Origin of the sequence: Stenotrophomonas sp. FSL W7-1447 (genome assembly GCF_037966425.1) — a bacterium.
Taxonomy (GTDB): Bacteria; Pseudomonadota; Gammaproteobacteria; order Xanthomonadales; family Xanthomonadaceae; genus Stenotrophomonas; species Stenotrophomonas pavanii.
Genome location: NZ_CP150199.1, coordinates 2,362,669 through 2,384,810, shown reverse-complemented (window position 1 = coordinate 2,384,810; position 22,142 = coordinate 2,362,669). Strand labels below are relative to the sequence as shown.

Annotated in this window: 20 protein-coding genes; 13 read left to right on the top strand and 7 right to left on the bottom strand. The window is 67.2% G+C overall.

Going from position 1 to position 22,142, the window contains the following annotated elements; genetic code table 11:
• Positions 1 to 337 precede the first annotated feature (337 nt).
• The 3 genes from NSQ78_RS11175 to NSQ78_RS11165 form a co-directional block, all read right to left on the bottom strand.
• Positions 338 to 1,240, bottom strand: coding sequence for a transporter (locus tag NSQ78_RS11175; RefSeq protein WP_064238528.1), 903 nt, complete (start codon positions 1,238 to 1,240; stop codon positions 338 to 340).
• Entirely contained in the window at positions 1,237 to 3,252 is a 2,016-nt protein-coding gene (locus NSQ78_RS11170) for an alkyl sulfatase dimerization domain-containing protein (RefSeq protein WP_064238527.1), read from the bottom strand. Before NSQ78_RS11170 ends, NSQ78_RS11175 begins: the two co-directional genes overlap by 4 nt.
• A gap of 215 nt (positions 3,253 to 3,467) precedes the next feature.
• Positions 3,468 to 3,947 (bottom strand): GNAT family N-acetyltransferase, encoded by a 480-nt coding sequence (locus NSQ78_RS11165; protein ID WP_064238526.1) that lies wholly within the window; start codon positions 3,945 to 3,947, stop codon positions 3,468 to 3,470.
• A gap of 133 nt (positions 3,948 to 4,080) precedes the next feature.
• On the opposite strand from NSQ78_RS11165, the gene NSQ78_RS11160 reads away from it, so the two are divergent.
• Both NSQ78_RS11160 and NSQ78_RS11155 read left to right on the top strand, forming a co-directional pair.
• On the top strand, positions 4,081 to 6,276 hold the full coding sequence (locus NSQ78_RS11160; protein ID WP_064238525.1) for a hypothetical protein: 2,196 nt from the start codon (positions 4,081 to 4,083) through the stop codon (positions 6,274 to 6,276).
• Positions 6,277 to 6,347: 71 nt separating this feature from the next.
• Positions 6,348 to 6,833 (top strand): TspO/MBR family protein, encoded by a 486-nt coding sequence (locus NSQ78_RS11155; RefSeq protein WP_064238524.1) that lies wholly within the window; start codon positions 6,348 to 6,350, stop codon positions 6,831 to 6,833.
• Positions 6,834 to 6,849: 16 nt separating this feature from the next.
• On the opposite strand, the gene NSQ78_RS11150 is transcribed toward NSQ78_RS11155, so the two are convergent.
• Positions 6,850 to 7,143, bottom strand: coding sequence for a hypothetical protein (locus NSQ78_RS11150; RefSeq protein ID WP_014647137.1), 294 nt, complete (start codon positions 7,141 to 7,143; stop codon positions 6,850 to 6,852).
• Positions 7,144 to 7,406: 263 nt separating this feature from the next.
• On the opposite strand from NSQ78_RS11150, the gene NSQ78_RS11145 reads away from it, so the two are divergent.
• The 3 genes from NSQ78_RS11145 to NSQ78_RS11135 are packed head-to-tail and all read left to right on the top strand — an operon-like array spanning position 7,407 to position 12,500.
• Complete coding sequence (locus NSQ78_RS11145; protein ID WP_064238523.1) at positions 7,407 to 9,644, top strand: ATP-binding protein; 2,238 nt, start codon at positions 7,407 to 7,409, stop codon at positions 9,642 to 9,644.
• Complete coding sequence (locus NSQ78_RS11140) at positions 9,641 to 10,108, top strand: response regulator (protein WP_064238522.1); 468 nt, start codon at positions 9,641 to 9,643, stop codon at positions 10,106 to 10,108. Before NSQ78_RS11145 ends, NSQ78_RS11140 begins: the two co-directional genes overlap by 4 nt.
• A complete protein-coding gene (locus NSQ78_RS11135; RefSeq protein ID WP_064238521.1) occupies positions 10,101 to 12,500 on the top strand; it encodes a response regulator in 2,400 nt (799 codons plus the stop codon). The genes NSQ78_RS11140 and NSQ78_RS11135 overlap by 8 nt, the downstream gene beginning before the upstream one ends.
• A gap of 2 nt (positions 12,501 to 12,502) precedes the next feature.
• Here NSQ78_RS11135 and NSQ78_RS11130 read toward each other — a convergent pair whose 3' ends face one another.
• From NSQ78_RS11130 to NSQ78_RS11120, 3 genes are read right to left on the bottom strand one after another with little or no spacing between them, the layout of a single operon-like run.
• On the bottom strand, positions 12,503 to 13,195 hold the full coding sequence (locus tag NSQ78_RS11130) for an oxidoreductase (RefSeq protein WP_064238520.1): 693 nt from the start codon (positions 13,193 to 13,195) through the stop codon (positions 12,503 to 12,505).
• 13 nt (positions 13,196 to 13,208) lie between these two features.
• Positions 13,209 to 13,883, bottom strand: coding sequence for a ChrR family anti-sigma-E factor (locus NSQ78_RS11125; RefSeq protein ID WP_049467670.1), 675 nt, complete (start codon positions 13,881 to 13,883; stop codon positions 13,209 to 13,211).
• A complete protein-coding gene (locus tag NSQ78_RS11120) occupies positions 13,880 to 14,503 on the bottom strand; it encodes a sigma-70 family RNA polymerase sigma factor (protein WP_049467672.1) in 624 nt (207 codons plus the stop codon). The genes NSQ78_RS11125 and NSQ78_RS11120 overlap by 4 nt, the downstream gene beginning before the upstream one ends.
• A 134-nt stretch (positions 14,504 to 14,637) precedes the next feature.
• Here NSQ78_RS11120 and NSQ78_RS11115 point away from each other — a divergent pair, with 134 nt between their 5' ends.
• The 8 genes from NSQ78_RS11115 (at position 14,638) to NSQ78_RS11080 (ending at position 22,135) form a co-directional block, all read left to right on the top strand.
• Positions 14,638 to 15,405, top strand: coding sequence for a hypothetical protein (locus NSQ78_RS11115; protein WP_064238518.1), 768 nt, complete (start codon positions 14,638 to 14,640; stop codon positions 15,403 to 15,405).
• Between the two features lie 81 nt (positions 15,406 to 15,486).
• Positions 15,487 to 16,437 carry an acyl-CoA desaturase gene (locus tag NSQ78_RS11110; protein WP_064238517.1) on the top strand — a complete coding sequence of 317 codons (951 nt, stop codon included), beginning with the start codon at positions 15,487 to 15,489 and terminating at the stop codon, positions 16,435 to 16,437.
• Between the two features lies 1 nt (position 16,438).
• Positions 16,439 to 17,716 (top strand): FAD-dependent oxidoreductase, encoded by a 1,278-nt coding sequence (locus tag NSQ78_RS11105; RefSeq protein ID WP_064238516.1) that lies wholly within the window; start codon positions 16,439 to 16,441, stop codon positions 17,714 to 17,716.
• On the top strand, positions 17,713 to 18,480 hold the full coding sequence (locus NSQ78_RS11100; protein WP_064238515.1) for a DUF1365 domain-containing protein: 768 nt from the start codon (positions 17,713 to 17,715) through the stop codon (positions 18,478 to 18,480). The genes NSQ78_RS11105 and NSQ78_RS11100 overlap by 4 nt, the downstream gene beginning before the upstream one ends.
• Positions 18,477 to 19,736, top strand: a complete 1,260-nt coding sequence (locus tag NSQ78_RS11095; protein WP_064238514.1) for a cyclopropane-fatty-acyl-phospholipid synthase family protein — start codon at positions 18,477 to 18,479, stop codon at positions 19,734 to 19,736. The genes NSQ78_RS11100 and NSQ78_RS11095 overlap by 4 nt, the downstream gene beginning before the upstream one ends.
• Before the next feature lies 1 nt (position 19,737).
• Positions 19,738 to 20,283 (top strand): DUF2878 domain-containing protein, encoded by a 546-nt coding sequence (locus NSQ78_RS11090; RefSeq protein WP_049467680.1) that lies wholly within the window; start codon positions 19,738 to 19,740, stop codon positions 20,281 to 20,283.
• Positions 20,280 to 21,065 carry a DUF1295 domain-containing protein gene (locus NSQ78_RS11085; protein WP_064238513.1) on the top strand — a complete coding sequence of 262 codons (786 nt, stop codon included), beginning with the start codon at positions 20,280 to 20,282 and terminating at the stop codon, positions 21,063 to 21,065. The genes NSQ78_RS11090 and NSQ78_RS11085 overlap by 4 nt, the downstream gene beginning before the upstream one ends.
• Positions 21,062 to 22,135, top strand: a complete 1,074-nt coding sequence (locus tag NSQ78_RS11080) for a class I SAM-dependent methyltransferase (RefSeq protein WP_064238512.1) — start codon at positions 21,062 to 21,064, stop codon at positions 22,133 to 22,135. The genes NSQ78_RS11085 and NSQ78_RS11080 overlap by 4 nt, the downstream gene beginning before the upstream one ends.
• Positions 22,136 to 22,142 lie beyond the last annotated feature (7 nt).

The window sequence follows — 22,142 nt, the reverse complement described above, 5'->3', positions numbered from 1 at the left end:
CATGTGCCCGCCCCGATCCTGGCGATTACGGCTCTTGATCGAAGTTCCCCTCACTCTACCGCTCCTGCGCCTCTGCTGGGCTGGCCAACGAGCACCCGACAACGCGTTCAGCATGCCTGCCGGTACGCGCTAAAGCTGCGCCTGTCCGGAATAGCAACTTGCAGCGGCTTGATACCGAGACTTCGGGGGCTCCAGTCGCGCATGCGCTTGGCCCCTTGCGTTCAGGACCAAGGATTTCGGGAGCCCTCGGGACCATCGCCGCCTGATGGCCGTGATGCGTCACGTTAATACCGACAATCCTGCGCGCCCGTATCTGCAGGATGAGTCCGGTGTAGCCTCAGAACACGAAGCTGCAGTTGACCGACACAGTCGTCGCTGCCGGCGTGACATCCCGCCTGAGAACGGTGCGATTGGCCGATACGCTCAACCCGACTCGAGTCGAAAACGCGTAATTGCCACTCACCCCCATCTTCAAGGTCCGCTGGCCGTTGTCTTTCCATGCGCCGCCGGAGCCGGTCCTGCCACCGTGTGCGTAATTGGCATCTAACGACAGCCAGACCCGTTCGCCCACATCCCTGCTTAGATGCAGATCCAACCCGTAGAGCGGCCTCTGCTCCAACGCAGCCTCTCCGGGCTTTTCCGCATCACCATAGAATTGAACGTTGCCGTTGATGGCCAGCAGCGTCCCCTCACCCAGAGGCAGCCCATACGCCAACTGAGGCTTGTAGGACCAGCGGTTTTTTCCCAGATTCAGGACGGAATCCCGGTCATAGCTGCCCGTGGGCGCGGTCACGGCGACGGACGCGGTCAGGTAGGCGCCCGCGTCCCAGGCCCGGAATTCCTGCGGAGTGAGTGCGGGCGCCCCGAACACGTTGACCAGAAAGATCCCCGTGGCATCGCCCATGCCGGAGGCGGATGTGCGCAGCGGTGTGCCCCCGATACTGCCGGTTACCTTGCCATAGGGCGCCAAGACCTGGATGCCCGCGATGCGGTCGCCCAAAGCGAAGGTGCGCGCATAGCGAATGATTCCCAGCTGGGATTCAATCTGGGCGCCATCTACCGGAAGCGACGGGTCGAAAGCGATTTCGTTGCGCGCATACGTGTAGTAGACGAACAGCAGGTTGGTATCTATGGGAACGTTCTCCCAATCGCGCGCCCCATCGGCGCGCGCGTCGGGCTGCGCCCCGACTGCGGCAAGCGCAACAGCGAGCGCGGCCAGGGGACGGAGGCAGGTGCTCATGGGGTTACGATGTTGAACATGACGTCGAACGTTTCTACGTTCGCAAACAGGTTCTCGACTGCGGATCGCTTGCCATGCAGCTTCACGGCCGGCCCGGCGAGCAGCTCGTGCGCCGGCTGTGCCCCCACGACAAGCTGGTTGAGTGTGCTCCGGGGAAGCTCTACGGTCGCGTCTGCCTGGTCCTGGTTAGCGAGCGGCCGATAGGAGAGCGCGCCCGACCGCAGCGTCATCAAGTAGCGGTCCTTGGAATCTGGAATGATCCAGGCAATGGTCGCGTTCCCTGCCCTTGCCGCCGCAGGTCCGTCCAGGCGTATCGCGAGATAGTCGAAAAGCATGCCGACGGTCATTGCCTTCAGCACGTCAGGTGATGCGGTGGTGGCACCGCCCTTCGGTACGCCATCGCGCAGCTCAAGTGCTCCCATCAACATGGCGTTGCGCCATGTGCCCGCCTCGCTCTGGTATCCCATCTGCTCCAACGCATCTGCCAGGAGTGCGCGTCCTTCGCGCGAATCCGGATTGGCGAACACAACGTGTTTGGCTACTTCAGCGACCCAGCGATAGTCGCCCTGTTCAAAAGAACGCCGTGCCTTCTCCAGCACTGCCGATTCGCCGCCCATGAAATCAACGTAACGCTGCGCGACATCCGAAGGTGGCAGCGGATTGAGATTGGCGGGGTTGCCGTCGTAGTAGCCGAGATAGCGCTGGTAGACCGCTCTCACATTGTGAGACAGCGTGCCGTAGTATCCGCGGCTGTACCAACGTTTCCGCAGCGGCTCGGGCAGTTCTTTCAGGGTGTCGGCAATCTCCAGTGGCGTCATGCCACGGTTGGCCAGCCGCAATGTCTGGTCGTGGATGTACCGGTACATGTCCCGCTGGTCGGACAGGAAGGTGGTGATCTCCGCCCCACCCCATGTGGGCCAATGGTGCTGCGCGAATACCACGTCCGAACGTGCTGCATAGCGGCTGATGGTCTGGTCCAGATACTCCGACCAGACCTTTGGGTCCCGGACCTGGGCGCCACGAATGGTCAGCACGTTGTGCTGCGTTCTCGTTGCGTTTTCTGCGATGCCAAGGGCGCGATACTGCGGCACATAGACATTCATCTCCGCTGGCGCCTCCGTACCTGGCGTCAGCTGGAACTCGAGCTGCAGGCCATCAATGGTCACGCTTTCCACCGCTTGCCCGCCGGAACCGATGATATCGGTCGGCGCGATCAGACTTACAGTCCCGCGCGACGTCGTTTTGCCCAGTCCCGCACCTACCTGGCCTTGAACGCCCTTGGGCAGCAACGCGCCGTACATGTACTGCGCGCGGCGGGTCATGGCATTGCCCGCATAGACGTTTTCGGAAACTGCGTGCTCCATGAAGCCTGCCGGCGCATAGATCCGAACGCTTCCCCGCTGGACGTCACGCTCGTCGACGATGCCCTTTACGCCACCGTAGTGATCAACATGGGAGTGTGAGTAGATCACCGCCTTTACGGGCAGCTGCCCTACATGGGCTCGATAGAGATCCAGCGCAGCTTTGGCCGTTTCCGTTGAGACGAGGGGGTCGATGATGACCAGCCCGTTGGGCGTCTCAATAATCGTCATGTTCGACAGGTCCAGCCCGCGCACCTGGTAAACGTGATCTGTCACCTTGAAGAGTCCCGCAATGCGGTTCAGGCGCTCCTGCCGCCACAGGCTGGGGTTCACTGTGGCCGGCGCTGCTTCTTCATGCAGGAAAGCGTAGGAGTGCATGTCCCATACGACTTGGCCCTTGTCGCCACGGATGATCCCGTCAAACGGAGCGATCAATCCGCGATTGGCCGAGTCGAAGTCTGCACGATCACTGAAATCGAGTTCGGAGAGAACGCGACGGTTGAGGTCCTCGGTAGCCCTGCTCGCGCTCGCTGGCGGGGTGCGCTGCGAAGCAGCAGTACTGGAACCCAGTGCAGTGCCGGAGTCGAGCAGCGTGAGAGCCACCAGGATGCCCAGGACATGTCCACGAGGCATGCGCGCACCGTTGTTCATCTTTGCGTTCCTTCGATTGATGCTGGCCGAGTGATGAGCGTTCGATGAAGGCAGTCACCCCCTTCGAAAGTCGCTGGCGCTGCCAGCGCGTGTCGCGCAGGGCCGAATTATTGAGGCACCTGACGTGATGCCGGCGTCAGCGACGGACCACTGAACCTCAACGCGCGACGTTGGCCACGCCAACCGCACTCTTCAGTGACGCCGTCCTGTGCGCATTACAGGAACCGGTGCATCACAAAGACATCCACCAGTCCCGATTCCCGGTGCCGGAAGGCCTCTGGCAGCGTTCCAACCACCGCAAACCCCAGCTTCCGGTACAGCGCCACCGCCGGGCCGTTGGTGCTGACCACGTAATTGAACTGCATGGCCAGGAATCCTTCCGCCCTCGCCCGCTCCAGGCTGTGCTCCACCAGTGCCCGGCCCACGCCTCGCCCCCGTGCCGCAGCGTCGACCACATACGTAGCGCTGGCCACATGTGCCCCAAGGTCAGGGAAATTCGGGCCCATCTTGTACATGCCCACAACCCGGTCCTCCAGCACGGACACATAGGGCGTCTGGGCCTGGAACCAATGCGCGCGAAAGGTCTCGACCTCAAACGTGCCAGCAAAAGGCAGCACATCCTGCGTCGCAATGGCGTGCTTGAACATGCCCCACATCACGTCGAAATCGCCTGCACGGGCGGGCCGGACGTCCATGCGACTCCTGCAGATCTGTGGCCATGACCAGGCCGGACACTACCAGAATCCAGCCCCTGCCCCGTAGCTGCTTCACGCGCCACCGCCACCGGTTCCGCAATAGTTGCAGATATCCCGGCCTTCAGAGCAGTAGATGCCCCCTGTTTCCGCGCACATCCCGCACCGGCTTCGACGGTGGAGGTTCCCTGCCTACGTTCTGCTGGGCATCTACCTGCTGTACCTGCTGGCCGGCAACATCTTCCTCAACACACCGCTGTTTGACCAGGTCACCAACCGCAAGCCGCACAAGTTCGTGATGACCACCGGCCCGGCCATTACCGTGCTGCCAGGCCACGTGATCGCCTGGAACGTGCACATGCGCGGCCATGTGAACCGCACGGTCTACGTGCTGCATGCGGACCGCGCCAGCGCTCGTCTGGCGGTGCTGCCCCTGTTCCGGCGCGAAGTGCGGGTGCCCCGGCTGCAGGCAACCGGGGTCTCGGCCGAGATCAGCCGCGTGGAAGACGCCATCCCGCCACCGCCGCGCAGCGACCGCGGCTGGACCCTGCGCTTCGATGCCATCCACAGCGACAGCATTCGCAGCGCACGCTTCGGCAAGCTGCTGATCATCGGCCAGGGCCAGGGCACGGTGGGCTTCCTCAAGCAGTTGCGCGGCGGTCCGTCGGAACTGTTCGAATCCGAGGTGACATTCAGCGATGCCGACACCAGTTTCGACGGCGTGCAGCTGTTGGGCGCCATGAATCTGACCGCGCGTTTCAGTTACCCGCGCCACTATCGGGACCAGGCGCCGGGCCTGGCCAAGTTGAAGCTGCTGCATGCCCAGCTCGAGGTGGATGCCCGCAGCCAGGGCCTGCGCATGGACACCCATGCCACAACGCCGAAGATCTCCAGCGCACCAGTGCCCGGAAGGCTGCAGGCCGCACTCCATCTGATCGATGGGCAGTTGCAGCCCGGCGACCATGCACTCTGGCAGGTGCCCCTCTATCTGGGCGATGGCGCCCCGGATCGCGGCCTGTTGGCCCTGCAGCTCAACGTAGCCAACGACCTGCGCCTGCAGGCGCGCCTGCCCCCGCGCCCCGGCTCGGGCAGCGAAGTAGATGCCGACCTGCATATCCGCGGCCGCGACATCCCGTTCCAGGCACCTGCCCAGCTGCTGGAGCGCAGCTCCGGTACCGTGCGCGGCGAATGGGCGTTCACCTCGCTCAACTGGATCCCTGCCCTGTTCGTGCGCAAGCCGTGGCTGCAACTGGACGGTGGCGGCACGCTGAAGGCGGACCTGCGTATTCGCAACGGCGAACTGACCGAAGGCAGCACCGTGGACATTCCTGCGGCCGAAGCCGTGGCCGAGGTGGCGGGTGTGCGCCTGGCGGGCACGGCCAGTGCGCACGGCGAACTGAAGGCCGGCACGCCCAGCCAGGCGCGGCTGGCCGTCCGCTTGCCCCGCTTCACTGCGCGACCAACCGATGCCAAGGACGTGCGCCTGTTCGACGGCCGGGATCTGGCCCTCGACCTGACCGGCGACGGCCGCCTGCAGGAACTACGCAAAGGCGTCCGGGCGCAGCTGCGTTTCAGCCAGGCCACCATCCCGGATCTGACCGCCTACAACCGCTACCTGGGTTCGCCCCAGGTGCGACTGCTCCGTGGCACCGGTACCGTCAGCGGTGACGCGACCCTCGATACCGACGGGCGCGTCGGCCATGGCACGGCCCGGCTGTTGGGGCGCAACGCCAGCGCCAGGGTTGCGGGGCTGGACATGGGCGGCGATATCGACGTCAACGCAACCCTGCGCCGCGGTGACTTCAGCCAGCGTCATTTCGATCTGTCCGGCACCACGGTCGAGCTGCGCAACGTGCAGGTGGCGGGCACGCAGGGCTCGACGGCATGGAAAGGCCGCGTGGACTTCAAGCGTGGGCGCATCGATGCGCAGTCGCCGTTCCAGGTGGATGCGACCACGGACCTGGATCTCAGCGATGCACGACCGTTGCTGGCGCTGTTCGCAGAGCGCACCGATTACCCGCGCTGGACCTTGTCCCTGCTGGATTCCGGCCAGGTGCAGGCCCAGGCGACGCTGCGCTGGCGTCCGGGCCATCTGGTCATCGACGGGCTGCAGGCCGAGAACGATCGCCTTTCGGTGCGCGCGCGGCTGGATCTGCTGGACCAGCGCAAGCGCGGCGATCTCTACCTGCGCTGGGGGCTGCTGGGCGCAGGGATCGAGCTGGACGGTGACCGGCGCCAATGGCATCTGGCCAAGGCACGCGAATGGTTTGACCAGCAGCCTTCCCTGCTGCCCGCGGGCCAGGGCACGGGCGCCGTCAGCTCTTCGGACTGAAGGCAATCGCCTGCATCCATTGGCGGCCCCGGTGCGTATACACCAACGCCCCAATCGACGAGTTGCACGCAATGAACAAGCGCACACAGGCCTATGGCCTTCTGGGATGGGGGGCGATCACCTTCGCCGCCGCCGCACTGGGCGCGTGGGCCTCGACGTCCGCCGCCAGCTTCTATGCCACCCTCGTCCTGCCGGCATGGGCGCCGCCTGCCGGTCTGTTTGGCCCGGTATGGACCCTGCTGTACGCCATGATGGCGATTGCGGCGTGGCTGGTCTGGCGGGAGCGCGGCTGGCGCGGCGCGCGGCCTGCGCTGTGGCTCTATCTGGTGCAGCTGGCCATCAATGCATTGTGGAGCTGGCTGTTCTTCGGCTGGAAGCTGGGCGCCCTGGCCTTCGTCGACATCCTGGTGCTGGTGGCGCTGGTGTGCGCGACCATGCTCGCGTTCGTGCGCGCCCGCCCAATGGCAGCCGTACTGCTGCTGCCCTACCTGGCCTGGATTGCGTTCGCCTCGGCGCTCAACTTCGCAGTCTGGCGTGCCAACCCCGGGCTGCTGTGACAGCGCGTCGCATCGCTTACGCCTGGGCCACGACCTGGGGGCGCCAGTTCCTCAGCAGCGCCGGCTTGAACGCCTGCTGCCCGCAGCCAGTGGGGCAACGCACCACGCGCGCCGACGAATGGCTGACCAGGCCTTGTCCTTCTTCGGCCTTGAACACCGTCTCGCAGGACAGGCAGCGGGCCACCAGCGAATACAGGTGCAGCAACCGGCCACTGGCGGGGTCCTGCAGTGCATCCACATCCAGCAGTTCGAACTGGCAGCTGTCAGCCAGCATGCGGTACGGCGTAGAAGGCAGGGTCTGCAGGTTCACGGGCGTGGTATCCGACGGAAGTCGAGCCACCCTAGGGCAGCCGCTGTCGAGCCGGCGTGCAGCGCAGATGCACTGGCCGCGAAGCCGGCAAAGGCGCCTGCCGCACGTGCATCGCTGCTTGTATGAAGAATTCAGTTTCAGAGGAAGGGCACGCCACATGCACAGGGAGGTAGGCGGATACGCTCTTTTGCTTCACCATCCATGGTTACCGGATACACCGCTGGGTCGTTCCTGCCCTTCACGAATCATGAGTCCCGCCCTTGATGCCTTCTGCTGAGCCCACGCACGACGCCGCCCTGTCGCGTTGCGCGCGCGAACCGATCCATACCCCCGGCGCGATCCAGCCGTACGGTGTGCTTCTGGTGGTGGAACCGCACTCGCTGCAGGTGCGTGAGCGCGCCATCAGCCACCCCGGCCTGCTGCAGCAGTTCGGCGAGCCGTTGATGCACCACGTCGCCGAGGTGCTGGGTGGCGTGCTGGCACCGTTCCAGGCGGTGTTGCAGCAGGCCACGGTTGGCAGCAGCGCGCACGTGGGCGCGGTGCATCTGGATGGCCATGGCCGCCACCAGCTGCTTGTGCACCGGTCTGCGACCGACCTTCTGGTTGAACTGGAAGCGCCGGTTCCGGGCCAGCCCGGTTCGCTGGAAGAGCTGTACCCGGCGATCCGCGAGCTGATGTCCGGCATCGAGGCCGCCGCGACGGTGGAAGACCTGTGCAGGCTGGCCGCCGCGCATGTGCGACGCCTCACCGGCTTCGACCGCACCCTGGTCTACCAGTTCGATGCAGGCTGGAATGGCACGGTGGTGGCCGAGGATGGCAACGGCCTGCTGCCCTCATATCTGGACCTGCGCTTCCCCGAATCGGACATCCCCGCCCAGGCGCGTGAGCTGTACCGCCGCAACCGGGTGCGGCTGATTGCAGACAACGATTACACCCCTGCGCCGCTGCTGCGCGCGGAAGCGCATCGCGACGCGCCTCCCACCGACCTGAGCCTGGCCGTGCTGCGCAGCGTCTCGCCGGTGCACCTGCAGTACATGCGCAACATGGGCACCGGGGCATCAATGTCGGTGTCGCTGGTGCACGAAGGGCGGCTGTGGGGCCTGGTGTCCTGCCACACGGTGCAGCCGCGCCGCCTGCCGTACCACGTGCGTACGGCCTGTGAGTTCATGGGCCAGATCCTGTCGCTGCAGATCGCGCTGAAGGAGCGCGCGCGCGCGATCGAGGAACGCGTGGCCCGTCGCTCGGTGCTGGTCAAGCTGCTGGCACGGATGGCCGGGGACGAAGAGTTCATGGCTGCGCTGCGCCACGATGAGGCCAGCCTGCTGTCCCTGACCGGCGCGGCTGGCGCGGCCATCGTGCACAAGGGGGACTGCATGCGCGTGGGGCAGTGCCCGCCCACCAGCGAGGTGCTGGCCCTGGCTGACTGGCTGGCCAACCAGCACGCCGGGCAGGAGATGTACTGCACCGATCATCTCGCCGCCGACTGGCCGCCTGCCGCGCGCCTGACCGACGTGGCCAGTGGCCTGCTGGCGGTGTCGATCTCGCAGCTCCATCACAGCTACCTGATGTGGTTCCGGCCGGAGGTCGTGCGCACCGTGCGCTGGGGAGGCGACCCGCGCAAGACCGAGGCACCCGGCATGGTCCTGTCGCCGCGCAACTCGTTCGAGGCGTGGAAGGAGACCGTGCAGCAGCGCAGCCTGCCGTGGAGTGATGCCGACTGCGATGCCGCGCACGAAATGCGCACCGCCATTGTCGACATCGTGCTGCGCAAGGCCGAGGAAATGGCGGAGCTGAACGAACAGCTGGTGCGCAGCAACAAGGAACTGGAAGCGTTCTCCTACTCGGTCAGCCACGACCTGCGCGCTCCCTTCCGCCACATCGTCGGCTACTCGGAGCTGCTGGGCAGCTCTGCGGGCGAGCGTCTCAACGACACCGAACGGCGCTTCCTCGACACCATCGTGGAATCGGCGAAATCGGCTGGCACGTTGGTGGATGACCTGCTGAGCTTCTCGCAGATGGGCCGCTCGACGGTGGGCCGGGTGCGGCTGGACATGGCTGCGCTGGCCGAGGACGTGCGCAGGTCCTTCGCCTTGGACTATGCCGGCCGCGACGTGCAGTGGACGCTGGCGCCGCTGCCGGAAGTCGAGGCCGATCCGACCATGCTGCGCCTGGTCTGGCAGAACCTGCTGGGCAACGCGATCAAGTTCACCCGCGAGCGCGAGCAGGCGGTCATCGAGATCGGCCACGAGCGCAACGACGACGAAGACCACTTCTTCGTGCGCGACAATGGCTGCGGCTTCGACATGCGCTACGTGGACAAGCTGTTCGGCGTATTCCAGCGCCTGCATCACGTCGAGGAATTCGAAGGCACCGGCATCGGCCTGGCCAATGTGCGCCGCATCATCGGCCGCCACGGCGGCCGCACCTGGGCCGAGGGCGAGCCCGGCAAGGGCGCCACGATCCATTTCACCCTACCCCGTTCCACAGGAGATCACCCATGAGGGACCTGCGGCCGATCCTCCTGGTCGAGGACAGCCCCAAAGACGCCGAGCTGACGATGGCCGCGTTGTCACGCTGCCAGCTGCTGAACGACGTCGTCCACGTGCGCGATGGCGCCGAGGCGCTGGACTACCTGCGCTGCGAAGGCAAGTTCGCCGGCGCCATGCACGGCGGCCCGGTCGTGGTGCTGCTGGACCTGAAGCTGCCCAAGGTGAACGGCCTGGAGGTGCTCGAGCAGGTCCGTGCCGACGCGCAGCTGAGCAGCACCCCGATCGTGATGCTGACCTCCTCGCGCGAGGAGCAGGACCTGGTGCGGAGCTACGAACTGGGCGTCAATGCATTCGTGGTCAAGCCGGTCGATTTCAAGGAATTCTTCGATGCCATCCAGGGGCTGGGCATGTTCTGGGGCATCACCAACCAGCCACCGCCGCACCGGCCCAACGGTTCGGGGCAGCACCATGCGTGATGGATCGCGCCGCAGCGAGCGCCTGCGCATCCTCATGCTGGAGGACAGCGCGCTTGACGCGGAGCTGATCAGCGCACAGCTGCAGCGTGCAGGCCTCGACTTCGAGGCCGAGCGGCTGTGGACCCGCAATGCGTTCATCGAGGCGATCGACAATCGCCCCTTCGACATCATCCTGGCCGACCACGTGCTGCCCGGATTCGATGGCGATGCGGCCCTCGCGCTGGCGCGCGAGCGCATCCCTCACACGCCTTTCATCTTCGTCTCCGGCACCCTGACCGAAGAGCTGGCCGTGCAGGCCTTGACCCGCGGCGCACGCGACTATGTGGTGAAGCAGCGCCTGCAGCGCTTGCCGGATGCCATCCGTCGCGCGCGGCAGGAAGCCCACGAGCGCAACCAGCTGGTGCAGGCGCAGGCTGCGCTGAATGAAAGCCAGGCGCAGCTGCAGCAGGTGACCGACGCCGTTCCGGCGCTGATCGCCCGGCTCGACAAGGACCACCGCTACCGCTTCGCGAACAAGGCGTTCCTGGATTGGCATGGCGTGAGCCAGGCCGAACTGCTGGGCCGCCTTGCCCGCGATGTCAGCGGCATCAGCGCCTTCGAACATGCCCTCCCCAGCCTGGAACGCGTGCTGCAGGGCGAGCGCACCAGCTTCCAGGTCGAGCTCGTGCATCGCAGCGGCGAGTCACGATTCGTGCAGATGGACTGCGTGCCGGAGCATGCAGCCGACGGCAGCGTGGTCGGCTACATCTGCATGGGCAGCGACGTATCGGTGTTGAAGCAGGCCGAACTGGCCCTGCGTGAGGACAACCAGGCCCTGGAGCAGCAGGTGCAGGCGCGCACCGCCGAACTGCGGGCCAGCAAGCGGCGGCTGCAGGCGATCTTCGAATCCAGCTTCCAGCATCAGGTGCTGCTGGATCTGTCCGGGCGCGTGGTCGATGCCAATGACGCCTCATTGGCCGCCGTGCTGGCCGACAAGAAGGACATTGTCGGCCAGCGCTTCGGCGAATCCCTGTGGTTCGCCAACACCGACGGCGTCGGCGCGGTGGTTGACCAGGCCGTCGCCGCGGCGGCACAGGGTCGCAGCTCGCTGCATTCCCTCGAGCTGGAGCTGCCCACCGGCCGGCGCAGCTTTGATGTCTCGCTGCGCCCGCTGCTGGACGCCGACGGCGTGGCCACCGCCGTGGTATCGGAGGCGGTGGAAACCACTGCGCGGCGGCAGGCCGAGCATGCGCTTCGCCAGTCGCAGAAGATCGAGGCGGTCGGCCAGCTCACCGGCGGCATCGCGCATGATTTCAACAACATCCTGACGGTGATCTCCGGCAACATCGAGCACGCCATGCTGCTCAGCGAACGGGCCGGCGAGCCCGGCGCGATGGCCAGCCGCGCCCTGGACAATGCCCTGAAGGGGGTTGGCCGTGCCGCCAGCCTCACCCAGCGCCTGCTCGCCTTTGACCGGCGCCAGCCGCTGCGCAGCCAGGCAGCCAACCTCAATGAGTGTCTGCTGGACATGCAGGACATGCTGCAGCGGGCACTGGGCGAACTGGTGCAACTGGACATCCGCACCGCCGAGGACATCTGGTGCGTGGAGATCGACATCAGCCAGCTGGAAGCCTCGGTGCTGAACCTGGCGGTCAATGCGCGCGACGCGATGCCGCACGGCGGCCGCCTGGTGATCGAAGTCGACAACAGCCACCTCGACCACGACTACGCCGCATTGTTCCCGGATGCGTCCCCCGGCGAGTACGTGATGCTGCGGGTGCGCGACAACGGCCACGGCATGGACGCGGCCACCCTGGCGCGCGTGTTCGAGCCGTTCTTCACCACCAAGCAGGTCGGCCGCGGCACCGGGCTCGGCCTGTCGATGGTGCACGGCTTCGTCAAGCAGTCCGGCGGCCACGTGCTGATCGATTCGGTGGAAGGCGGCGGTACCAGCATCACCATGATGTTCCCGCGCTCGCCGCTGGCGCTGCCTAGCGAGGCTCGCGTGCCGCAGACGGGCCTGGCCGGCTACTCGCCACGCGAGGAAACCGTGCTGGTGGCCGAGGACAACGACGATGTCCGTGCGCATACGGTCGATGCGCTGCGCCTGCTGGGGTACCGCGTGCTGGAAGCGCACGACGGCCCCTCGGCGTTGCGGCTGCTGGAACGGCCGGACACCAAGGTCGACCTGCTGTTCTCAGACGTGGTGATGCCAGGCATGTCCGGCTGGGAGCTGGTGCGTGAAGTGCGTGAGCGATGGCCGGCAATCGCGGTCCTGTTCACGTCAGGCTATCCACGCGACCACGATGCGGTTGGCGCGCAGGGGCGTGCAGCCGCCCTGCTGCCGAAGCCGTTCACCCGCAGTGACCTAGCGCTGGCAGTGCGCACCGCGCTGGAGGCTGCGCCGCGCTGAGGTCAGGCGGACGGATCGCGCACGCCCGCCGCGATCCGGTTGATATCCGCGCACTCGATCGTGGCCGGCGGGTTTTCTCTTCCGGCCAGGGCGATCATGGCCATGCCCAGCGCCAGGTTGCTGGTCATCAGCGAGGGCGCGAGCGCACCGGCCAGTTTCATCAACGGTGCGCCGCCCCAGTACAGGGGTTTCAGCACGGCATGCCGGGTACCGGTCCCCGGCACCGGCCTGACCCCGCCGGGACGCAGCATCACAGCGCGCATCGGCAGCGCCTGCAACGCCACCTCGGTCTCGCCCTTGACCCGCAGCGGCATCAGCCGGCTCTGCGGGTCCGCGCCTGCGCCGGAGACATACAGGAAGCACCCCTGCGGATTCACCGCAGCCCAGGCGCGGGCCACTGCCAGTGTGGTGTCCAGGGTCACGCGCCGGTACTCTGCCTCGGCAGTGCCGACCGGTGGCGCACCGGCACAGTAGAAGCATGCGTCGTACCCGGCCAGTTCATCACGCTGCGCGTCGATGTGCAGGAAATCCGGGACGACCCGTTCGCTGCCGGGCCCGCGCAGGCTGCCCGGGCGCCGCACCAGCGCGGTCAGGCCGGCAACCTGCGGCGAGCGCTGGCAGGCCAGGGCAACGCCCTGCCCCACCAGGCCTGCAGCGCCGGTCAGGAGAATCCGCAATGTCCGTGCCTGAGCCATGGCCAGGGCCGCGCTAGAGTTTCACGAACCGCTGGATCTTGCGCGCCAGCCACCCGCTGAACACCAGCGGTGCATCCAGCGCCGACACGCAGATGCAAGGCACCCCCGGCGCGGTCACCGGCTGATGCTCCACGTCTTCATCCAGGTCCGCCACGTCGCCGGGTGCGAACAGTCCCAGCGCGTCGTTGTAGGAGCCACGCAGGATCTGGGTCAGCTCGCTGCGCCCGTGGCTGTGCATCGGCAGGCATTTGCCCGGAGCGATCTTCAGCATGATCAGCGAAGGCATCTGCTCGGCACGGATGCAATGCACGCCCGGCGCCATCCAGCGCCAGCGCAGCCCACTGAGCGACGCGCCGAAATAGGGGTGCAGCGAGGCAGGCAGGTGGTCCGGATCGGCCTCGGGCCGCTCGCTCGGCGCCGGGCGAGCTGCTGCCGCCAGCGTGATCGGCGTTTCCGTCGCCAGTCGCATCAGCATGGCCTCGCGCAGCTGTTCGCGGCGCGGATCAGGCGCGGGCGGCTGGGTCTGCTCGAGCAGCACCGAGCCGATCGCCTCGGCCTCGCGCAGGCGCTGGCGGCAGTGCGGGCACTGCTCCAGATGCGCACCCGCGACCACGCTCAGTGGCGCGGGCAGCGCGCCTGCGGCATAGCTCATCAATGTCGATTCGTGCAGGTGGTGATGCGGGTTCACAGCGCACCTCCCACCTTGGCCTGCAGCTGCAGGAACGCGCGCCGCAGATGCGACTTGACCGTGCCCAAGGGCATGCCGATCGCCTCGGCGATCTCGCTGTGGCTCTTGGCCTCGAAATAGGACATGCGCACCAGGCGCGCCTGCACGGCGGGCAGTTCGTTGATGCGCTGGCGCAGCCGGGCCTGGTCGGCAAACTGTTCGGCGCTGCTGCGTTCGATCACGTCCAGGGTTGCTGCGTCCTCCACGGCAGCCTGCACCTGCATCCAGCTGCGCTCGCGGCGGATGCGGTCAATGTGCAGGTTACGGGCGATGCGATACAGCCATGTGCTCAGCGCGCCCTGCGCCGGATCGAAATCGGCCGCCCGCAGCCACAGGCGCAACAGGCTTTCCTGCGCCAGCTCCTCGGCTACCGCGTCAGGCACGCCCAGGCCACGCAGGTACACGCACAGCCGCGGCATGAAGTAATCATAGATGCGCATGAAACAGTCGCGGTCGCGAAGACGCGCCACGCCGTCCATGTCACCGGCCCAGTTCGTCGGCTCGCTGCTCGGCTGCTGTGAACTGGACACGATGCGTGCGGTATCGAAGTTGAGGGGGTGGCTGGCGGCGTCAGGGTACATCGGCGTTCGCGGCGGGCGGGTGAAGGTCTGTCCTCTGTACGCGCGGGGGCCGTGATTGGATGCAGCCGCTGCAGGCGCATCCAACCGCCCATCCCCGCCGTATGACCTCAGCCCTCCTTTTCCGGATGAACGCGATGCGTACCGCCTGGCTGCTGCTGTGCCTGCCCCATGTCGCGCTGGCCGCGCCCTGGCTGCGAAGCGAGGGGGTAGCAACGTCGGCGCGCGGCGACCTGCTCTACCGCGAGGTGCACTGGCGACGCGATGCGGCCGAGGGGGCCGAGCGCTGGGTGCTGTACCAGTGCGCGGACGGGCGGCCCTTCGCCCGCAAGCACCTGCCGGCCAGCGCGAACCCACAGGCGCGCGGCTATACCCTCGAGGACCGGCGCAGCGGCCAGAAAGCCGAAGTCGAGGCCGCCAGCGGCAGGGTCTCGATCGCGTGGAAGGAGGATGCCGGCAGCCCGCCGGTGCAGCGCGAGCTCGACCTGCCGACCGGCGCGGTCATCGACGCAGGGTTCGACGCGGCCGTGCGCCTGCATTGGCAGGCGCTCATGCGCGGCGAGCGTGTGACCCTGCCCTTCCTGGTCCCAGCGCGGCAGCGCTACTTCCCGGTACAGGTAAGGCGCACCGGCCCGCAGCGCTGGCAGGGGATCGATGCGCAGTCGATCGAGGTCAGCCTGGACACCTGGTACGGCGGCATCGCGCCCCGCCTTGCGCTGGTGTATGCCAGCGCAGACCAGCGCCTGCTCGAGTTCCGTGGCACCAGCAACCTGCGCGATCAACGCGGCGCCTACCCACAGGTGACGGTGCGCTTCATCGCCGCAGCGGCGGGTCGCCCCGCCAGCGACTGGCAGCAGGCCTGGGCGCAGCCGCTGACAGATCGCTGCGCCGTTACGGTCAGGTGAAATCGAAATTTCCTGACGTACTCCGCATCCAGTGCGCCTTCTGCCGCGTAGAGGAAGACACGAAACCCGCCGAGATCCGCCATGGCCTCTGTAGCGCCCCTTCCCCGTCGACGCTGGCGCCTGCTGCGCACCCTGCAGCGCTGGATCGATACCGGCAACGCCGCGGAGGTCACGGATGAACGCCCCGGGCGGATCGACTGGGTGCGCGCGGTACCGTTCGCACTGATGCACCTGGCGTGCATCGCGGTGATCTGGGTGGGTATTTCCTGGACCGCGGTGATCGTCGCAGCCGCTCTCTACGCGGTGCGCATGTTCGCCATCACCGCGTTCTATCACCGCTACTTCTCGCACCGCACGTTCCAGGCATCGCGGCCGGTGCAGTTCGTGTTCGCGGTGATCGGCGCTTCCAGCGTGCAGCGCGGGCCCCTGTGGTGGGCCGCCCATCATCGCCATCACCATCGGCACGCCGATCAGCCGCTTGATCCGCATTCGCCGCGCGAGGGCGGCTTCTGGCGCAGCCACATGGGCTGGTTCCTGACGCGCGAGGCCTTTGCCACCGACCTGTCGCGGGTACCCGACCTGGCGCGCTACCCGGAGCTGCGCTGGCTGGACCGCTTCGACACCGCCGTGCCGGTCGTACTGGCTGCAGCGCTGTACGCGCTGGGCGCGGGACTGGAACGTTGGGCCCCGGGCCTGCATACCTCCGGCCCGCAGTTGTTGGTGTGGGGCTTCTTCATTTCCACCGTGGTGCTCTTCCACGCCACCGTCACCATCAACTCGCTGGCACACCGCTTCGGCCGCCGCCGTTTCGACACCCGCGACGACAGCCGCAACAACCTCTGGCTGGCGCTGCTGACCTTCGGCGAGGGCTGGCACAACAACCATCACTTCTTCCCAGGCACGGTCCGCCAGGGCTTCCGCTGGTGGGAGATCGACCTGACCTGGTACGGGCTGCGTGCGATGGCGGCGCTGGGCCTGGTCAAAGGACTCAAGCCGATCCCCGACTGGGTGCTGGCCAAGGCGAGGTACTGACATGCGCATCGCCGTCATCGGTTCGGGCATCGCCGGCCTGGCCAGCGCCTGGTGGCTGGATGGCCAGCACGACGTCACCCTGTTCGAGGCCAACGACTACCTGGGCGGCCACACCCACACCCACGACGTGCAGGTGGATGGCACCGCCATGGCGGTGGACACCGGCTTCATCGTCTTCAATCCACAGCACTATCCGTTGTTGACGGCGCTGTTTGAAGATCTGGGCGTGGCCTCGCAGCCGACCACGATGAGCTTCTCCATGCACAGCGAGCGCAGCGGCGTGGAATACAACGCGACGTCGCTGGATGGCCTGTTCTGCCAGCGCCGCAATCTGGTCTCCCCGCGCTTCTGGGGCATGCTGGCCGATCTGCGCCGATTCTATCGGGATGCGCCCTTGCTGCTGGCCGAACCTGAAGGCCCGACGCTCGGCGAGTACCTGCACCGCCAGCGTTATGGCGAGGCCTTCGTCGAAGAGCACCTGCTGCCGATGGCCTCGGCACTGTGGTCCTCGCCCGCGGCCACCGTGCGGGACTTCCCGGCCCGCTACCTGGCCCAGTTCATGGCCAACCACCAGATGCTGCAGATGACCGGGCGCCCGAGCTGGCGCGTGGTCAAGGGCGGCTCCGCACGCTATGTGGATGCGCTGCGCCGACGCTGGCGGGTGCATGAGCGGCTGCAGTGCCCGGTCACGGCGGTCGAACGCATGCCCTGGGGCGCGCGCGTGCACAGCGCGGCCGGGGTGGAAGCGTTCGACGAGGTGATCCTGGCCTGCCACAGCGACCAGGCGCTGGCCCTGCTGGCCGATGCTGACGCCGGCGAGCGCGAGGTGCTGGGCGCGATCCGCTACCAATCCAACGAAGCCGTGCTGCATACCGATGCATCGCTGCTGCCGCGCAACCGCAAGGCATGGGCGGCGTGGAACGCGCACGTGCCGGAGGACCCCACCTCACCCTGCACGGTCAGCTACTGCATGAACCTGCTGCAGGGCCTGCCCGGCGACACGCCACTGGTGGTGACGCTCAACCGTACCGAGGCAATCGATCCGGCCAGGGTGCTGCGCACCCTCCACTACGCGCACCCGGTCCACGACCACGCCGCAGTCCGCGCGCAACAGCGCTGGGCGGAGGTGCAGGGTCGCCGCCATACCTGGTTCGCAGGCGCCTACTGGGGCTGGGGCTTCCACGAGGACGGCATCCGCAGCGCCCGCCGGGTGGTGGACGCGCTGCGGGCCTGCACACCGCACCGGCAGGCGTCGGCCGCGGACGAGGTCGCCGCATGAGCGCCAGCGCCCTCTACTTCGGACAGGTGATGCACCGCCGGCATCACCCGCACCCGCATGCGTTCCGTTACCCGATCGCGCAGCTGCTGCTCGATCTGGATGAACTCGATACGGTGTTCGCCGGGCGCTGGTTGTGGTCGGTCAACCGCCGCAACCTGGCCGAGTTCCGGCGCAGCGACTACTTCGGCGATCCCGCACAGCCGCTGGCCGATGCGGTGCGCGACCATGCCGCGGTGACCCTGGGCTACCGGCCCGCCGGCCCGGTACGCCTGCTTACCCATCTGCGCTTTGCCGGCCACGTGTTCAACCCGGTCAGCTTCTACTACTGCTACCAGGCCGATGGCAGCACGCTGGACTGCATCGTTGCCGAAATCACCAATACGCCCTGGAAGGAACGGCACGCCTATGTGCTGCCTGCAGCCACCGCCACGGACGAAGGCAGCTCCCTGCGCTGGCAGTTCGACAAGCGCTTCCACGTGTCACCGTTCATGCCCATGGACTGCCACTACGACTGGCGGTTCAACCGTCCCGGTGCGGACCTGCGCGTGCACATGCAGGTCTGGCGCGACGGCGTGCGCCAGTTCGACGCCACCCAGACCATGCAGCGGCACGCCATCGACGGTCGCGGGCTGGCCCGTGTCCTGGCCTGCTATCCACTGATGACCACCCAGGTGGTGGCCGCCATCCACTGGCACGCACTGCGCCTGTGGCTGAAGCGCAATCCCGTGCACGACCACCCCACCCTTGCCGAGAAACCGCGATGAATTCGATCACTCCTTCGGTCGCGCTGCCGCGCCCCGGCGCGCTGGATGCATTCCTGCGACGCCGCCTGCTGGCCCAGCTTGCGCCGCTGCGCGACGGCCGCCTGTGCGTGCGCGACGCGCTCGGCGAAGTCTGGCTGGGCGATGCGCGCGGCGAACTGCAGGTCACGGTCACCATCGATGACCCGGCGTTCTACCGCAAGGTCGCCGCGCAGGGCAGCGTCGGCGCAGGTGAAAGCTACATCCAGGGTGAGTGGCACTGCGACGATCTGGTGGCATTGATCCGCCTGCTGGTGCGCAACCGCGATCTGCTCGACGGCATGGAACACGGGCCGGCGCGCGTGGGAGGCTGGCTGCTGCGCGGCTGGAACCGCCTGCGCCGCAACAGCCGGGAAGGCAGCCGCCGCAACATCGCCGCGCATTACGACCTCGGCAACGATTTCTTCGCGCTGTTCCTGTCGCCGGACCTGATGTATTCCTCGGCCCTGTTCGACGATGAAGACGAACCGCTGGAGGTGGCGTCGCGGCGCAAGCTGGACCGCATCTGCCAACAGCTGGCGCTGAAGCCCGGCGACCGCGTGGTCGAGATCGGCACCGGCTGGGGAGGCTTTGCCGTGCATGCGGCGCAGCATTACGGCTGCCATGTCACCACCACCACGATTTCTGCCGAACAGCATGCACTGGCCGCCGAGCGCGTGCGCGCCGCCGGCCTGCAGGACCGCGTCACGCTGTTGATGCAGGACTACCGCGACCTGCAGGGCCAGTACGACAAGCTGGTCTCCATCGAGATGATCGAAGCCATCGGCGCGGAGTACCTGGACACCTACATGGCCACGCTGCAGCGGCTGCTGAAGCCGGACGGCGTGGCCCTGCTGCAGGCCATCACCATCGAGGACCATCGCTACGAGCAGGCCCGGCGCAGCGTCGACTACATCAAGCGCTATGTGTTCCCCGGCAGCTTCATTCCGTCGATCAATGCGATCCTGGCGGCCAAGACCCGTGCCAGCGACCTGCAGCTGATCGTTCAGCAGGACTTCGGGCACTCCTACGCACTGACGCTGCGGGCGTGGAGGCAGCGCTTCCTGGCGCAGCTGCCGAGCGTGCAGGCGCAGGGCTTCGACGCCCGCTTCTGCCGGATGTGGGAGTTCTACCTGGCTTACTGCGAAGGCGGGTTCCTCGAGCGTTCGATCGGCGTCTCGCACCTGCTGCTCGCTCGCCCTGCGCATCGGCCGGCCCTCTCAGCGGGCCAGGCCGGCTGACATGCGCCGGTTCTGGGCCAATCTGCTTGGCAACCAGCTGGTCTGGCTGTGTGCCGTGGCGGGAGCAGGACGCGGCTGGCAGTGGCCGGCGCTGCTGGCCGCGTCGCTCTACATCGGCAGCCAGCTGCTGACCTCGCCGCATCCGCGGCTGGACCTGCGGCTGATGGTGCTCGCGCTGGCCTGCGCCTGGCTGGTGGATGCCAGCGCCGCCGCCAGCGGCACCGTGCGCTATGCCGCCGCGCCGCTCGGCTGGGCGCCGCCACCGTGGATCCTGGCGCTGTGGGCTGCCTTTGCCATGACGCTGACCACCTCGATGCGCTTCCTGCAGCGCCACCCGGTCCTGCCGGCCCTGTTCGGCCTGCTGCTGGCGCCGCTGGCCTATCTGTCCGCGGCGCGCGGGTTCGATGCGGTGCAGTTCACGGCACCGGCCTGGCAGGGCCTGCTGGTGCTGGGCGCAGGCTGGAGCATTGCGCTGTCGCTGCTGTGCCAGTGCGCCCGTCGCGGTTCACGCACCCCCTCCCCCCCGCTGGCCGGAGCACCGTCATGAGTCACCTGTTGTGGGTCCTGCTGTACTCCGTGCTGATGATGAGCTGGGGCTGGGCCTGGCAGCGCCGCCGGCAGAACATCGGCGTGGTCGACGTGCTCTGGGCCAAGGGCGTGGCGGTGTCGGCCGTGCTGCTGGCGCTGCTCGGCGAAGGCGCGCTGATGCCGCGGGTTGCGCTGGGCGTGCTCGGTGGCCTGTGGGGCAGCCGACTGGCCCTGCACCTGTGGCACCGGGTGCGCAGCGAACCGGAAGACGGCCGCTACCGCTACCTGCGCGAACACTGGCAGGGCCATCAGGGCAAGATCTTCGGCTTCTTCATGGCGCAGGCGCTGCTGGTGCTGCTGTTCGCCCTGCCCTTCGTCGCCGTGGCATCCAACCCGCAGGCCGGCGTGACCGGGTGGATCGTAGGCGCAGGCCTGGTGTGGCTGCTGAGCGTCGGCGGCGAGGCCCTGGCCGACCGCCAGCTTGCCCGCTTCCGCGCGGACCCGGTAAACAAGGGCCGCACCTGCCGTGAGGGACTGTGGCGCTATTCGCGGCACCCCAACTACTTCTTCGAGTGGCTGCACTGGTTCAGCTACGTCCTGCTCGCCGTCGGCTCACCGCTGTGGTGGCTGGCGTGGACCGGCCCGCTGCTGATGTACGTGTTCCTGCGCTACCTCAGCGGTGTTCCGTTCACTGAAAAGCAGGCCCTTCGCAGCCGTGGCGACGACTACCGCGCCTACCAGCGCAGCACCCCGATGTTCTTTCCCTGGTTTCCCCATTCTTCCAAGGAGCATTCCGCATGAACGCGATCCCGTCACTGAACCCGGCCGACGATGCGGAAACCGGGCTGATCGCCTGGGCCGAACGCGGACTGGTTCCCGATGCGGCGCTGCGTGCCGGCATCCGTCGCCTGTGCGCGCAGCGCCTGGATGAGGAATTGGCGGGCGGCATCGAGGCCCAGTCCGCGCGCTTCAGCCATCGCATCGCCGAGCTGGCCGACAGCCCGCTGGCGCTGCATACCGAGGCAGCCAACCGACAGCACTACGAAGTTCCGGCGGCGTTCTTCCAGGCCTGCCTGGGCAGGCGCCTGAAGTACAGCAGCTGCTACTACCCCACCGGGCGCGAGACGCTGGACCAGGCCGAAGAGGCCATGCTTGCGCTGTACGGCCAGCGCGCCGAGCTGGCCGATGGCCAGCAGATCCTCGAACTGGGCTGTGGCTGGGGTTCGCTGACCCTGTGGATGGCCGAGCGCTATCCCAACGCAGCAATCACCGCCGTCTCCAACTCGCACAGCCAGCGCCAGCACATCATGGCGCAGTGCCAGGCCAGGGGACTGCGCAACGTCGAGGTGATCACCCGCGACGTCAACCAGCTTGAACTGCCCGCCGCACGCTTCGACCGCTGCGTCTCGGTGGAAATGTTCGAGCATGTGCGCAACTACGAGCGCCTGCTGGCGCGCATCGGCCAGTGGCTGAAGCCCGACGGCGCCCTGTTCGTGCACATCTTCGCCCACCGCACGCTGATGTACCCGTTCGAGACCGAGGGCGGCGACAACTGGATGGGCCGCCATTTCTTCACCGGCGGCCTGATGCCGGCGGCCGACACGCTGCTGCATTTCCAGCGTGACCTGCGGCTTGACCAGCGCTGGTTGCTGGACGGCACCCACTACCAGCGCACGGCCGACCATTGGCTGGCCAACCAGGATGCATCCCGCGAGGCGGTGATGCCGGTGCTGGTCGCGACCTACGGCCAGGCCGCCGCGAAGATCTGGTGGCAGCGCTGGCGCATGTTCTGGATGGCCTGTGCCGAGCTGTTCGGCTACGACGACGGCCAGCAATGGCTGGTTGCCCATTACCTGTTCCGTCCCCGCTGAGGTGTGA